At 49.7% G+C, this 13,496-nt stretch carries 14 protein-coding genes; 6 read left to right on the top strand and 8 right to left on the bottom strand.

Annotated elements, in window-relative coordinates; translation table 11 throughout:
• Positions 1 to 10 precede the first annotated feature (10 nt).
• The 6 genes from feoB to F463_RS0104440 form a co-directional block, all read right to left on the bottom strand.
• Complete coding sequence (feoB, locus tag F463_RS0104465; protein ID WP_018985853.1) at positions 11 to 1,801, bottom strand: ferrous iron transport protein B; 1,791 nt, start codon at positions 1,799 to 1,801, stop codon at positions 11 to 13.
• Complete coding sequence (locus tag F463_RS0104460) at positions 1,798 to 2,049, bottom strand: FeoA family protein (protein WP_018985852.1); 252 nt, start codon at positions 2,047 to 2,049, stop codon at positions 1,798 to 1,800. Before F463_RS0104460 ends, feoB begins: the two co-directional genes overlap by 4 nt.
• Before the next feature lie 174 nt (positions 2,050 to 2,223).
• A complete protein-coding gene (locus F463_RS0104455) occupies positions 2,224 to 3,033 on the bottom strand; it encodes a peptidylprolyl isomerase (RefSeq protein ID WP_018985851.1) in 810 nt (269 codons plus the stop codon).
• Positions 3,034 to 3,088: 55 nt separating this feature from the next.
• On the bottom strand, positions 3,089 to 3,352 hold the full coding sequence (locus F463_RS0104450; RefSeq protein ID WP_018985850.1) for a BolA family protein: 264 nt from the start codon (positions 3,350 to 3,352) through the stop codon (positions 3,089 to 3,091).
• Positions 3,353 to 3,652 (bottom strand): YciI family protein, encoded by a 300-nt coding sequence (locus tag F463_RS0104445; RefSeq protein WP_018985849.1) that lies wholly within the window; start codon positions 3,650 to 3,652, stop codon positions 3,353 to 3,355. It abuts the gene before it with no gap.
• 15 nt (positions 3,653 to 3,667) lie between these two features.
• Positions 3,668 to 4,213, bottom strand: coding sequence for a septation protein A (locus F463_RS0104440; protein ID WP_018985848.1), 546 nt, complete (start codon positions 4,211 to 4,213; stop codon positions 3,668 to 3,670).
• A 129-nt stretch (positions 4,214 to 4,342) separates the two neighbouring features.
• On the opposite strand from F463_RS0104440, the gene F463_RS0104435 reads away from it, so the two are divergent.
• The 3 genes from F463_RS0104435 to F463_RS0104425 are packed head-to-tail and all read left to right on the top strand — an operon-like array spanning position 4,343 to position 6,471.
• On the top strand, positions 4,343 to 5,194 hold the full coding sequence (locus F463_RS0104435) for a PHP domain-containing protein (RefSeq protein WP_026295297.1): 852 nt from the start codon (positions 4,343 to 4,345) through the stop codon (positions 5,192 to 5,194).
• A gap of 5 nt (positions 5,195 to 5,199) precedes the next feature.
• Positions 5,200 to 5,811, top strand: a complete 612-nt coding sequence (locus tag F463_RS0104430) for an L-threonylcarbamoyladenylate synthase (protein ID WP_018985846.1) — start codon at positions 5,200 to 5,202, stop codon at positions 5,809 to 5,811.
• 18 nt (positions 5,812 to 5,829) lie between these two features.
• Positions 5,830 to 6,471, top strand: coding sequence for a site-2 protease family protein (locus F463_RS0104425; protein ID WP_018985845.1), 642 nt, complete (start codon positions 5,830 to 5,832; stop codon positions 6,469 to 6,471).
• Between the two features lie 34 nt (positions 6,472 to 6,505).
• Here F463_RS0104425 and F463_RS0104420 read toward each other — a convergent pair whose 3' ends face one another.
• Positions 6,506 to 10,159, bottom strand: a complete 3,654-nt coding sequence (locus F463_RS0104420; RefSeq protein WP_018985844.1) for a DUF748 domain-containing protein — start codon at positions 10,157 to 10,159, stop codon at positions 6,506 to 6,508.
• Positions 10,160 to 10,326: 167 nt separating this feature from the next.
• On the opposite strand from F463_RS0104420, the gene F463_RS0104415 reads away from it, so the two are divergent.
• On the top strand, positions 10,327 to 11,187 hold the full coding sequence (locus tag F463_RS0104415) for a CorC family transporter (protein ID WP_026295296.1): 861 nt from the start codon (positions 10,327 to 10,329) through the stop codon (positions 11,185 to 11,187).
• Between the two features lie 326 nt (positions 11,188 to 11,513).
• Positions 11,514 to 11,909 carry a hypothetical protein gene (locus F463_RS0104410; protein ID WP_245545129.1) on the top strand — a complete coding sequence of 132 codons (396 nt, stop codon included), beginning with the start codon at positions 11,514 to 11,516 and terminating at the stop codon, positions 11,907 to 11,909.
• Positions 11,910 to 12,001: 92 nt separating this feature from the next.
• Here F463_RS0104410 and mscL read toward each other — a convergent pair whose 3' ends face one another.
• Positions 12,002 to 12,415: a large conductance mechanosensitive channel protein MscL gene (mscL, locus tag F463_RS0104405; RefSeq protein ID WP_018985841.1), complete on the bottom strand. Its 414-nt coding sequence runs from the start codon at positions 12,413 to 12,415 to the stop codon at positions 12,002 to 12,004.
• 169 nt (positions 12,416 to 12,584) lie between these two features.
• On the opposite strand from mscL, the gene panC reads away from it, so the two are divergent.
• Positions 12,585 to 13,439: a pantoate--beta-alanine ligase gene (gene panC, locus F463_RS0104400; RefSeq protein WP_018985840.1), complete on the top strand. Its 855-nt coding sequence runs from the start codon at positions 12,585 to 12,587 to the stop codon at positions 13,437 to 13,439.
• Positions 13,440 to 13,496 lie beyond the last annotated feature (57 nt).

Below are 13,496 nucleotides of genomic sequence, written 5' to 3'. Positions count from 1 at the left end.
GCCGATAGGACTAGTAACCCAGTGCGCGAACGCTTTGATAGAACAGGAAGCTGACGATCCAGGCCAGGCCCAGTGACCAGCCAAGCGAGAGCCACATAAACCCGCTGCTTTTGCTTTCGGATTTAAGTGTGGCAATGGTGGATAGGCAGGGCGTGTAAATCAGCGTAAACAGCATAAAGCTCATGCCTTGCACCCAATCAATATTGGCTGCAATCTGATGACTCAGAGCATCTCCCTGCAAGCCGTAGATCACCGCCAGTGAGCCGACTACAATTTCTTTGGCCACAAAGCCAAAAATCAGGGCAATCGCTAGCTCGGTATCAATGCCTATCGGGTCCAGCACGGGTGCAAAGAATCTACCTATACTGCCTGCCCATGTGTCCGGGCTTGCCGGGACCGCTGTGGTGGGTAAATGTGTGAGCATCCAGACCATGATCACACCAATGACAATAAATTTGGTGGCACGCGCCAGGAAGTGTTTCACTTCCTGCCAACCACGCATCCAGATTTGTTGCGGCGTCGGAAAGCGGTAGGGCGGGAGTTCCAGCACAAACGGTTCGCGGCTGGAAAATTTGCTTTTAAACAGGATGGCTGTGATAAAAATAGTCGCAAAGCTCACCATGTAGAGTGAGAATAGTACCAGCGCTGCTTGTGAGGGCGGGAATAGGATGGCAATGATAAACAAGAACACCTGCAACCTGGCTGAACACAGCGAAAGTGGAATGGTCAGCATGGTCAGTAGTCGCATGGGACGGCTACGCATGACGCGGGTGCCCATCAGGGCAGGCACGTTGCAGCCGAAGCCCATGAGCATCATGACAAAACCGCGGCCATCCAGCCCCATTTTTGCCATCAGCGTATCCATCAGGAAGGCCGCGCGTGACAGGTAGCCACTGTCTTCCACCATACTCATGACCAGGAAAAACAGCACGATAATCGGTACAAATGCTGCCACGGTACTAAACCCGGTATACAAGCCATCCAGCAACAGGCCGTTTAACCAGGAGGGTAAGCTGGTCAGTACTGGTTCCAGCAATTCGCTGCGCAGGCTATCAAACAGCCAGCCCATGCCTTCTTGTAACGGGGCGCCAACAGTAAAAATAAACTGGAACAACAGGAAAACCGATAACAGGAAGAGCGGCAGGCCCAGCCACGGGTGTAGCAGCACTTTATCCAGGCGGTCGGTCAGGCTGTGATTGAGCTGCAACGGGAAATGCACGGTACGGTCAATAATCTGGTGCATTTCCTGCTCAATGGCATTTTCCATTTCCAGTTTGTGGGCGATGGTTTGCGGCGTCACTAAATTGGGTTGCTGCAATATCGTTTGTGCTGCCAGCTGTAGTGCTTCAGGGCAACCTTGTCCATATTTGGCGCTGATGGTACGCACAGGTATGCCTAATTGCTTGCTCATGGCCTGCGCGTCAATCGTGATGCCGGCGCGCTTGGCTTCATCCTCCATATTCAGCAACAGTAGGGCGGGTAAGCCTAGTGAGCGAATCTGCAATGCCAGTGATAATTGGCGGTCAATCTGCGCGCTGTTAAGGATAATCAGCACCAGGTCGACAGCATGATGGCTCAGGAAATGGCGAACCACGTGCTCGTCATCCGAAAAGCCATGTAGGTCATACAGGCCTGGTAAATCAACCAGCTCGGCAATATGGCCGCCAAGTAATATCTTTGCACTCATCAAGTCGACGGTGATCCCAGGCCAGTTACCGACCCGCGCAGAAGCGCCACTTAAGCGATTGAACAGGGTTGATTTGCCCGTGTTGGGCATACCGAGCAGGGCAACACGTTTCATACAGTGGTGGATTCTTTTTGATGCGGGAGTGGGTGCAAGTGTATGGTTTTAGCATCCTGCAGACGGATGATCACATCTGTTGAGCCTATGCGCACATGCAGTGGGCCATTAAAAGCCGCCTGGCGGATGACTTCCAGTTGCTTGCCGGACCTGAACCCCAGTGCACTCAAGCGTTGTGACAGTGCTTGTTCGGCATGGATGCGATCAATGATGGCCGTCTGGCCAGGTTTGAGTGCGTCTAGATGCATGTAGGCGTTACAAATGAGAATAATTCTTGATTTTATCTTAGATTGATCGGCAAAGAAATATTTCTGTCAGCGATAGATGTGCTTAAACTCGCTCATTGCTTTGGAAGTCAGTGGGTATGAAATAAAAAAGCCAGTTGGAACTGGCTTTTTTATTGCGTTTGAGTAGTGCTTGGATTATTTCTTCTCGAGGCCAGAGACATCGATTTTGGCTTTGTCTTTCAGGCTCAACATGTATTTTTCAAGTTTGCGCTGTTGCAATGTGCGCTCAATGCCTTCTTGTACTTTTTCGTAAGGAGGTGCTTGCAGTGCGCGGGTATCAACCAGTTTGATCACGTGCCAGCCGAATTGAGATTGCACAGGCTCAGGCGTTGTTTCGCCTTTTTTCAGGCCTACCAAAGCTTCAGCAAATGGTTTGACCATGCCAGCCGGAGAGAACCAGCCCAGATCGCCGCCTTTGTCTTTAGAACCTGGGTCCTGAGATTTTTCTTTGGCAATTTTGGCAAAGTCTGTGCCTTTTTTCAGGTCAGCAATAATCGCCTTGGCTTCAGCCTCTGTTTTTACCAGGATATGGCGAGCGTTATATTCTTTGTCGCCCAGTTCTTTTTTATATTGCTCGTAGCCTTCTTTTTTCTCGGCATCGGTCACCGGATTTTTTCTGATAAAGTCGGCCAGGAACGCGTTTACCAGCAACTTGCGGCGGGCCAGTTCTTCGCTGGCGATAAAATCCGGTTGTTTGTCGATGCCGGCTTTTTGCGCTTCCTGGTAAGCCAGTTCAGAACCTACCAGTTCGTTGACCACGGCAGCTTTCATGCCATCGTTGGCTTTCTGGCCGGTGCGTGCTTCGGCATCTTTCAAAATGAAATCTACCCAGGATTTTTTAATCGGCTTGCCGTTCACTGTGGCAACCGCATCGGCATCGGCCGCATACACATGTGGCAATGCGCTAAAGCAAGCAATCGCCAACATTACTTTCAAAAATTTCATGCAATATCCTTATATAACGATTTGAATTGGTGCGATATTAAAAAACAGGATTGTTTCAAATAAATGACTCATCAGTCGATAGGGCCTGAATACTGAGCGCGTGTATGCGATGAGGCATTAAATCTTGCAAACATTGATATACCATGCGATGGCGCATTATCTGTGATTTTCCTGAAAATAGCGAGCTTTTTACCTTGATGGTGAAATGCCCGCCGCCTGTGTTTCCTGCATGCCCACGGTGAAGTTCACTGTCATCCTGAATCTCCAGTTGTTCAGGCGCTAGCGCTTGCAAACGCTGTTCAATTTCTGTGTGAAGCATTTATGGCAAGGTTTTTCTGAACGGTTTGACCAGCACCTGGCCGTATACGCCTGCATGTACAAAAGGATCGTCGTTGGCCCAGTCGGTGGCGGCTTGCAATGAATCAAATTCTGCCACAATCAGACTGCCGCTAAAACCGGCTTCGCCGGGATCTACGCTGTCTATCGCTGGCAAAGGACCGGCTAGCACCAGGCGGCCTTCGCTTTGCAATTGCTGCAAGCGTGCCAAATGTGGCGGACGATGCTCCAAGCGTAGTGACAAGCTGTTGGGCGTGTCCTGTGCGTAAATCATGTAAAGCATAGCGTTTTCTCTTAGTCAGGCAGAAGGGGTATTTTGTTCAATCCAGTGATCTTTTAACATAAACACCTGCGCAATAATAAATAAAAACATCAGGCTGGTGGCGCCAAACAATTTGAAGTTGACCCAGTTTTCTTCACTGAAGTGGAATGCGATATACAGGTTTAAAATGCCCATGCCTACCAGGAAAGTAATCCAGCACAGGTTTAGCCTGTCCCAGATGGCTGATGGCGGCGCCATCAATTTGCCTAACATGCTTTCAATCAGGTTGCGTTTGAAAATATACCGACTGAATAGTAATGCCAGTGCGCCTATCCAGTAAATAGCGGTCGGTTTCCACATGATGTAGGTTTTGTCATGCAGCAATAGCGTAATCCCGCCTAGTACGGTGATGACTGCGCCATTGATCATCAGCATTTTGTCTATTTTGCCGCGTTTGATCCATAGTATCAGCATGAGCACCAATGTACTGATCATGGCGACCGCTGTGGCAGTAAAAATCCCGGCTTTTTTGTAGGCGATAAAAAAGAGGATGACGGGCAATAAATCGGTAATGACTTGCATGACTGGCTTCAGGCGACTGAATTCCTGCTATCTGTAAGGGCACTATTTTGCTATGATTTCTGTCGAAATGTAAAGGTTGCCTATTTTATGGCACCTCCCCTCTAACCAGCGATGTCATCATTATCGATCATGTCAGTCCCCATCGATTTACATTGTCATTCCACCATGTCGGATGGCTTGCTGAGCCCTGAAGACCTTGTCGCGCATGCCGCCAGCAAAGGCGTGCGTGTGCTGGCGCTGACTGACCATGATGAAGTGAGTGGGCTGGCGAGGGCCCATGCAGCCGCCGAGCAGCATGGTATTGCTTTAATCAATGGGGTCGAAATTTCGGTGACCTGGAAAAAACGTACATTGCATGTGGTGGGCTTGCGTGTGGATGTGGAAAACTCGGCGTTACTGATGGCTTTTCAACAGGTGAGGGAAGCGCGTGAGGCGCGTGCCCGTGAAATTGCCGATGGATTGGCAAAAGCTGGCATCTCAGGTGCATACGAAGGCGCAAAAGAAATTGCAGGTAACAGCGTCATGACGCGCAGTCATTTTGCCCAATTCATGGTGAAGCATGGGTATGCCAAAAATATCAAGACCGTGTTCAAGAAATACATGGTGAAAGGTAGGCCTGGCTACGTCAATCACGAGTGGATGAGCCTGGAACATGCACTGACACTAATCCGAGACAGTGGCGGGGTGGCCGTGCTTGCACATCCTGGCCGTTATGACCTGGGATTTGTGAATATGCATTTGTTATTACATGAATTCAGGAACCTGGGCGGTGCGGCAATTGAAGTGGTGACTGGCAGTCACCAGCCGCCGCAATATGAGCAGTTTGCCAAGCTGGCACATCGGTTTGATTTAAAGGCTTCACAAGGGTCTGATTACCACGGGCCAGGACTATCATTTATGGAGATGGGACGTTTGCCAGCTTTGCCTTCAGGTTGCGTGCCTGTTTGGCAGGATTGGCCAGAAGCCAGTCAGTTACAATAGTCGTTATGGCACAGTATTTTATTATTCATGCGGAGAATCCGCAGTTCAGGCTTATCCAGCAAGCAGTACAATTATTGAAGCAGGGAGGCGTGCTGGCCTGTCCCACGGATTCCAGCTATGCACTCGTCTGTCTTATGGAGTTCAAGGACGCGCAAACGCGTATCCGCCGCTTACGCGGGGTAGATGACGAACATCCTTTTACGCTGATTTGCCGTGACCTGGCTGAGATTGGCACTTACGCTAAAGTCAATAATAGTCAGTTCCGCCTACTGAAAGCGTTGACCCCCGGCGCTTATACCTTTTTGCTTGAAGCCAGCCGCGAAGTGCCGCGCCGCTTGCAGCATCCCAAACGCAGCACCATTGGCCTGCGTGTACCCAAGCATATCGTGACGCAAGCTTTGCTGGAGGCGTTAGACTCGTCCATGCTCAGCATGACCTTGCAGTTGCCAGGGGATGAGACACCAATGTCTGTAGGCTGGGAAATCCGCGAAACCCTGGAGCATCAGATTGACGCCGTGATAGACAGTGATATTGTGCATGTCGGGGCAACGACTGTATTGGATTTGACGCAAGACCCTCCTGAGCTTGTGCGTGCAGGTGTCGCACCCTGGCCTTAATGTTTTTTGGAAGTATGCATGGAAGAACTGACTGTTGTACAAAAAATTGCCGCGTATGCCTTGCCTATCCTGTTTGCGATTACAGTGCATGAGGCTGCCCACGGCTATGCTGCCAAATATTTTGGTGACCTGACCGCAGAGCGCATGGGCAGGATTACCCTCAATCCTTTCAAACATATTGATCCGATTGGAACCATTTTGCTCCCCGCCTTGAGCATTATGCTCGGGGGTGTTTTGTTTGGCTGGGCCAAGCCCGTGCCGGTCAATTTTGGCCAGTTACGGCGTCCTAAACAGGATATGTTGTGGGTGGCGCTTGCAGGGCCTGCTTCCAATTTTGTCATGGCCATAGGCTGGGGGTTATTGTTGGCCAGGGTGGGGTTGTTTCCTGAGTCTGCACAAGCGTATCTGTCACAAATGAGCGTGGCTGGTATACAGATTAATTTGGTATTGTTAGTGCTGAATCTGTTTCCATTGCCACCGCTGGATGGTGGACGCATTGCGGTAAGTTTGTTGCCGATGAAAGCCGCGATCAAATTTGCCCAGATCGAACGCTATGGCATGTTTATCCTGATCGCTTTGTTGTTTACCGGCATTCTTGGTATTTTGCTGTCGCCAGTGCTGCGTTTTTTCCAGCAGTTATTGGCGGTCATCATCATGTAATGACCGCTTGAGCAGCAAGTAGCTGCTCATATTTTTAATGCTTGATGACCTCCAGGGTGAGTTTGGTTGGAACATGATCACTATCTGCTTTCACTGTCGCTGGATTCGTGATAGCAACGCGCTCCTGGCTAACACCTGATTCGATAAGCGCTTTTTGAATCGCTGCTGCCCGGTTGTGAGCCAGCGTCTGCAAATCTGCTTCCGATACCTGTATGCTTTTGGTTAGCGTTTCTTGTGCTTGCTCATAAAAACCGGCAGGCGTCTTTTCTAATTTCGAAGCCAGACGCTTCAGCAACCCCTTGTTGGTTAAACGGTCATGCAATGTCTTTATCGCAGACTGCACCTTGGGATTGTTGAGATCAATCGGCCCAGCGGCCTGACCTGCTTCCAGTTTGACGCCAACTTCTTCTGCAACCTGTTTGCGCAAGGTAGTTTCCTGAATGGCGCGGGTGTCTGCTGCCACGTCATAGCCGGGCACAATGCCCAGCTTGAGTTGCTGGCGTTTGCCAAGCGCGTTACTCACAGAGTGTAGTTTTTCCAGCTCGGGTGGCGAAACCGTTGAACTGCCCGGGTCAAAGGTAATCGCTTCGAGTTTTTCACCGCCGCCAAAGAGCTTGCCCAGCGCACTAAAAGGCGCCGTCACAATTTTGGTCACTACATTGGTAAATGCTTTCCATAGGATGCCACCCAGACTGAACTTGGGGTCATCCAAGCTGCCGCTGACGGGTAAATCCAGGTCAATCACACCATCACCGTCTTCGAGGATGGCGATCGCCAAATCGAGAGGCAGGTTGGCGGCATCTTTGCTGTCAACGCGCTCCCCCAAGGTCAGTTTGTTGATAACAAATTTATTTTCACCAGCCAGTTTGCGTTGTTTGATTTTGTATTCCAGATCGACCGATAGCTTGCCGGACTCAATCTTGCGCCCGGCAAATTTGCCAGAGTAGGGCGTTAAGCGGTTCATTTCGAGGTTGGTGAATGCGAGCTTGATGTCTGTGAATTCGGTAGTTTTAAATGGCTGTAGTGAGCCACGGATACGCGCAGCACCGTAGTCATCCACCTTACCATCCATTTCCACCTGAGCAGTCGATGTCGGATTGCTGGAAATGCCGTTGATGACGCCACCCAGGCTGTGAATATTTGTGCCAAATGGTTGCGGCAATGACAAGTCGGCAAATTCCAGTTCGGCATTCTGAATGCGCACACTATCAATCCCGACAGGAAAACTGCCTTCCTGAGTATCGCTGGCAGTGTTTGCCACTGCCGGATGTTTGCCTGCTGCTGGAGGTGTGGCAGTCGTGTTTTGATCTGCAGGTAAGCTGGTGGCTGGCGCTGGACTGCGCATCAGCTTGGTAATGTTTAGGCTGCGGTCCGGGTAAATAATAAATTTGGTTTGGGGTTTGCTCAATGTCAGTGTGCTGATTTGCAATTTATTCGGTGTCAACGAAAGCGCCAGCCCGTCGCCTTGTAGTTTCTCCCAGCGCAAGAAGGGTTGCTGGCTGTCTTCTTCAATAATGGATAATTGGTTGATGCTAAAGCCGCCGTCAAAGTTGGTGGCACCATTAGTGGTTTGCTGTAGTTTGCCCTGTACACTGGCGGCGCCGTTTTCCAGCCGCAGTAAGGCGACTTGCTGGAGATAAGGCGCAAACGGTTTCAGTGATAAATCTGTCAGTGAACATAGCATATCGGTTTTAAATGGGGCCGCAGCCAGCTTGCCTTGCAGATTAAATTGACCGCCTTGCTTAACCTTGAAACCGGCCTTGATCGGCTGCCAGCGAGTCAGGTTCTGACTGAGGTCTGAGAGCTCAATCTTGCCATCCACCACATCCAGTACGACAGGTGTAGGCGTAGACTGATCCTCAATATGCACATCTGCCTGTTGTAAAGCCAAGCGTTTCAGAGCAAATCCCCAGGGTTTTGATGCTGGTGCAGTCGTTTGTGATGACGAAGAGCGTGCCACTGATGTTGTCGCGACATGGCTTGCAGAGCTTAATATGATTTGCCAATTTAATTGTTGGTTAGCTTGTCGGATGACAGCCGTTTTGAGTCCACTGAGCTGAATACTGCCAATCTCTATTTTTTGCTGGTCCAGGGCAAGCTGTCCATGAGCAACTGTCAGTTTTCCCAGTTGTGCGACAGGCTTTTTGTCTGACTGCAGAGTGAATTGTGAAGCATCAAGCTGCATATTTTTCAGTGCCAGCCCTGACTGGTTGTCAACGGCCAGGTTCAGGTTAAGGTCTCCCACGGTGGCCTGCAGGGGGCTGGCGAACTGCTGGTCAGTGTAAGAGAGCTGCCAGTGTGCAAGGCTGATATCGCCAATAGCAAAATGGAAAGGGGTATTGTTATTTTCTGCTTTGGCTACAGGACTTTGGCTACTGGTAGGCGCTTTTGCCTCTGACTCAGCAAATACCTGCTGCCAGTCCAAAGTCCCCCCAGGGTTTTGTGTGGCAGATAACTGCCCATTGTTCAACGCGATATTGGCGATATTGGCCTGGCGTTCTGCCAGGTTGAGGCTGGCATGGCTGATGGCCAGCTCTGGTAACAGGAACAAGGTTTTCTGCGCATGTTGAATCTGCAGCTGACGAAGATTCAAGTCCAGCTTGTCAAAATTAAGTTGCGTTTCTTTGTCTTGTTTAAAAGCAAGTTTAGGCAACTCAAGGTTGCCGCTAGCCATCGACACATCACCCTGTGGCTTTTGCAGTTTAAAATCATCCAGTTGAATACGGATGTTTTCAGTATCGATGGCTAACTGTGTTTGCTGATTCAAAGCTAGGCGTTTGGCGGTGACTTCCAACTGTTTGAGGGCAAGTTTATCGTCTGGCTCCAATGTCCCTTCCAGCGCTTTTACATGCAGGCGGATGTCAGCCAGCAATAGTTTGGGTTGCCGGTTAGGCATGGAGAAATCGTAATTGAATTCACTGGAAAACGTCCCTGCCTGTGCCTGGAATGGCAGGGTGCCGGGATTCACCCATTGCATGATTTTGGCAATTTGCAATGCTTCAATGGCTAATGTGCCTTGTGAGGCGAGAGGGTTGACGCCAACATTCCCTTTCCATTTCAAGGTGCCGCCCTGGTAAGGCAGTTTTGCCGCAATCAGGTAATCGCCGCGGTCTTTGGGTAAGGTCGAGAAACCTTCCAGTGTGAAGTCCAGCGGCTTGAGCGAAGCTTGCAGTGGCTCGCCATGGTGTGCATCCAGGTATTCAATATCGCCCTGGCTGATGGTGATGTTTTCAATGATGACACGCGGCAGGTCCTGGTTTGGCGGTGACGGGTCTTCATTGAGTTTTGCAATCAGGTCGGCCCAGTTGAGTTTTCCTTGCTGGGAGATATGCACATTGACGCGTGGCGCTGTCAGGGCAATATGTTTGAGTTTCCAGGCCCAGCTAAACAGGCCGCTGGCTTCCAGGTCAACAACCAGTTTGTCAAACGCCGCTAGTGGGGCGCCGTTTTTTTCTGTCAAAGACAGCTTTTCGATGGTCGCTGTCAGGCTAAAAGGGTCGAATGTGACCTTTTCCACACTGGCCTGGCTGGCCAGTTGGCTTTGTGCCAACTTAGGCACTAGCCATTTTGCCAATGGGTTGACCGCCAGCCAGGCAAATAAAAAATAAAAGACAATGAGTCCGGCGGTAATCTTGAATGCAACAGATTGGCCTAGGTAAGATAGCGTGCGACGTAGACGATTCAACATAGGCATTAATTTAGCAGAATTTAAATGTTTATACCGTTATTGACGCGACCGATAATACAAATCTTGCTGCAAATGAGGCGTCTACTGGCTTGAAGGTGACATTGCCATCCATTTTCATGTATGCTTAGATTAACACGTTATACAGGATGCTGGTTTCAGCAGTACATATGGCTTCAGAGCCGGATAAGTTGTCTCATAAACCCTCTCTTTTAGAACGATTAAGCCACTTTCTTTTGCGCGAGCCAGAAGATAGGGAGCAACTGGTTGAGTTGCTGCACGGGGCTTACGAAAATCACCTGATGGACGGCGATTCGCTGGCCATGATTGAAGGTGTCCTGCAGGTCAGTGAAATGCAGGTGCGGGATATCATGATTCCGCGCTCACAAATGGATGTCATTGACATTGCTCAGCCGCCCGAAAGTTTTTTGCCGTTTGTGATTGAAACTGCGCATTCGCGTTTTCCTGTCATTGAAGATAATAAAAACGATGTGATCGGCATCTTGCTGGCCAAGGATTTATTGCGTTATTACGCGCATGAAACATTCGAACTGCGTGACATGTTGCGCCCGGCCGTCTTTATCCCCGAGTCCAAACGCCTGAATGTGTTGCTCAAGGAATTCCGCAGCAACCGTAACCATATCGCCATTGTGGTAGATGAATACGGCGGTGTGGCCGGTATGGTCACGATTGAAGATGTGCTTGAGCAAATTGTTGGCGACATCGAAGATGAATACGATGATGACGAAGACGAAAGTAATATTATCCAGCAGGAACCTGGTAAGTACCGCGTCAAGGCATTAACCGAGATTCCAGAGTTTAATGAAGCAATCGGTACTGAATTCAGTGATGAAGAGTTTTCTACCGTAGGCGGTCTGGTCGTTAATCATTTCGGCCATTTACCCAAACGCGGTGAGCATATTCGTATTGATAACCTGAGTGTGACTGTCGTGCATGCAGACAGCCGACGCGTACATGTATTGCTGGTCGAACAGTTGCCGGAAGAGGCGTATCCCATTGAGTCTGTCTAGGCCTGTTAATGCTATTTCAGTTGCCGCTGCTGGGGAGCATTTATTTGTTACGCAAGGCGGAAAGAGTCGCAGGAATAGATTTGGTGTAGCTGGCTACATCACGTAGCGCAGCGAATAAATGACTCCAGCCCGCAGGGTTACCTCTGTCATCAGCGCTCTCCGCGTTGTTCGGCATTTGTTGGGAATAACCAATCTGCGCTTCTCACGCCTTGATAGCACTGAGGACAGAGGCAACATCGACAATTGAAATAGCGTTAACAGGCCCGAGAGATTTCAGGAACCTATCGTCGTTTTAATTGCCACAGTATCAATATAAAAGGAGAGTGATGATGAAAGCACAAACTTGGTTGAACGGGTGGTTGGCAGTCGCGTTATTGTCTGTGAGTGCGATGGCGTTAGCAGATGGCAGTGGTGGAAAGTTTCCTGAGGACGAGCAGGGATTCGTTGATGCGGTTGGCAAGCTTAATCGCTCGCAACTAGTCGCTTTATTAGGAGAGCCTGCACGTGCAGAGGATGTGAAGTTAAAAGACAGTGGACGTGTGGTGGCTTCGATCTGGCATTATCACAATATTAACAAAGACGCGCAGGGCGCTTATTACCAGACAACTGAGCTTGATCTGATTGATGACCAGGTGAGTGTGGTGGTATTCCTGAATAACGATGGGTCTGATAACAGTTCAGGTCAGAGCTATGAGGTGCAACCTAATCCTGCCGATCTTTAATTTCGGTCCAGTGAATTCCGCACTCCTGAATTCTGGACTCATGATATGACAAAGGGCGCCACGGCGCCCTTTATCTTTGAATGGCTTCAAAATTATTTTTTCAGGCTGTCACGGATTTCACGTAACAACACAATATCTTCCGGTGTTGCAGCAGGCGGTGGAGGTGGTTCTGCCTGCTTAAGGGTGTTCATGAACTTGACCATCTGGAAGATAATGAATGCCAGGATGACGAAGTTCAGCACGATGGTGATAAAGTTACCGTAGGCTAGGACTGCTCCCAGTTTTTTGGCTTCAGCTAGGGCCAGGTCAGCTGATTGTCCGTTGAGTGGGACGTATAAGTTGCTGAAATCAAACCCACCAAAAATTTTGCCGACCACCGGCATGATGATGTCGTCGACCATGGAGCCCACAATCTTGCCAAAAGCGCCGCCGATAATGACACCGACTGCCAGGTCCATGACATTGCCTTTTAGCGCAAACTGTTTAAATTCAGACATGACACTCATTACTCGTTCCCTCAATTGTTATCGTTAGCAACATTGCAAAAGTGACTATAGACGTGGATTCACTTACTTGTCAATTATCGGGTCGACGATATGGCAAGTACCGGCTTTAAAAAATGTCTCTGTGATATATTGCTAGCATCATGGTTTTGATGGATCAAACAGTTAATTCATGCAGTTGTTTCATACCTTGCGCGAATTGCGCGCCTTCCTTGACAGCCGCTCAGATCAGCGGGTTGGATTTGTCCCCACCATGGGCAATTTGCACGCCGGGCACTGCCAGTTGGTCACGCTGGCCAAAAGTCATGCCGACTTGGTGGTAGTCAGTATTTTTGTGAACCCGTTGCAATTTGGAGCCAATGAGGATTTTGGCAGTTATCCACGTACATTGTCGTCTGATTGCGAAAAGCTGCAGTCCGTAGGCGCAGAGGTCGTGTTTGCACCAGCCGTAGAGGAAATGTACCCGGATTTTGATGGCAGGGATTTACATCAGCAAATCGTCATCCAGCCGCCACCCCTAGCGGATGACCTATGCGGTGCTAGCCGCCCCGGGCATTTTGCTGGCGTGGCGACGGTGGTGGCCAAGTTATTCAATATGGTCAAGCCACAGGTGGCAGTATTTGGTAAAAAAGATTACCAGCAACTGATGGTGATCCGGGCCTTGGTGCGCCAGCTCAACTTTGACATTGAAATTATCGCCGGAGATACCGTGCGTGAGCCTTCCGGGTTGGCCATGAGTTCCAGGAACGGTTATCTGACGGCTGCAGAAAAAAAACAGGCGTCGCAGTTGCAGCAGCAATTGTTGAGTATGAAAAATGCATTGCTCGCCGGGCGCCGTGATTATGTTGAGCTGTGTGAGCAAGCCAGTTTGCAGTTGAAACAGCAGGGCTGGCAGGTGGATTATGTAGAAATTCGGCGTCAACATGCATTGACCCTGCCGGATGCACAGACACGGGACTGGGTCATCCTGGCGGCGGCCAGGCTGGGTAAGACGCGCCTGATCGACAATTATGAAGTCAGCGTGTGATAAAAAGAGTGCGTGTTTTTTATAAATTTATTTTGCGCTAAGCCATTGATAACTTTA

The sequence above is a fragment of the Methylophilus methylotrophus DSM 46235 = ATCC 53528 genome (genome assembly GCF_000378225.1).
Lineage (GTDB): Bacteria > Pseudomonadota > Gammaproteobacteria > Burkholderiales > Methylophilaceae > Methylophilus > Methylophilus methylotrophus.
This window is presented reverse-complemented; position numbering and strand designations above follow the sequence as displayed.

What these genes read in the sequence shown, in the direction of transcription:
- F463_RS0104410 (WP_245545129.1), top strand. Translation starts at nt 11,514, where the DNA reads ATGATGAAAGCACAAACTTGGTTGAACGGGTGGTTGGCAGTCGCGTTA.
- F463_RS0104440 (WP_018985848.1), bottom strand. Translation starts at nt 4,213, where the DNA reads ATGCAAGTCATTACCGATTTATTGCCCGTCATCCTCTTTTTTATCGCC.
- F463_RS0104430 (WP_018985846.1), top strand. Translation starts at nt 5,200, where the DNA reads ATGGCACAGTATTTTATTATTCATGCGGAGAATCCGCAGTTCAGGCTT.
- F463_RS0104455 (WP_018985851.1), bottom strand. Translation starts at nt 3,033, where the DNA reads ATGAAATTTTTGAAAGTAATGTTGGCGATTGCTTGCTTTAGCGCATTG.
- F463_RS0104445 (WP_018985849.1), bottom strand. Translation starts at nt 3,652, where the DNA reads ATGCTTTACATGATTTACGCACAGGACACGCCCAACAGCTTGTCACTA.
- F463_RS0104420 (WP_018985844.1), bottom strand. Translation starts at nt 10,159, where the DNA reads ATGTTGAATCGTCTACGTCGCACGCTATCTTACCTAGGCCAATCTGTT.
- F463_RS0104425 (WP_018985845.1), top strand. Translation starts at nt 5,830, where the DNA reads ATGGAAGAACTGACTGTTGTACAAAAAATTGCCGCGTATGCCTTGCCT.
- panC (WP_018985840.1), top strand. Translation starts at nt 12,585, where the DNA reads ATGCAGTTGTTTCATACCTTGCGCGAATTGCGCGCCTTCCTTGACAGC.
- F463_RS0104450 (WP_018985850.1), bottom strand. Translation starts at nt 3,352, where the DNA reads ATGCTTCACACAGAAATTGAACAGCGTTTGCAAGCGCTAGCGCCTGAA.
- F463_RS0104435 (WP_026295297.1), top strand. Translation starts at nt 4,343, where the DNA reads ATGTCAGTCCCCATCGATTTACATTGTCATTCCACCATGTCGGATGGC.
- F463_RS0104415 (WP_026295296.1), top strand. Translation starts at nt 10,327, where the DNA reads ATGGCTTCAGAGCCGGATAAGTTGTCTCATAAACCCTCTCTTTTAGAA.
- F463_RS0104460 (WP_018985852.1), bottom strand. Translation starts at nt 2,049, where the DNA reads ATGCATCTAGACGCACTCAAACCTGGCCAGACGGCCATCATTGATCGC.
- feoB (WP_018985853.1), bottom strand. Translation starts at nt 1,801, where the DNA reads ATGAAACGTGTTGCCCTGCTCGGTATGCCCAACACGGGCAAATCAACC.
- mscL (WP_018985841.1), bottom strand. Translation starts at nt 12,415, where the DNA reads ATGAGTGTCATGTCTGAATTTAAACAGTTTGCGCTAAAAGGCAATGTC.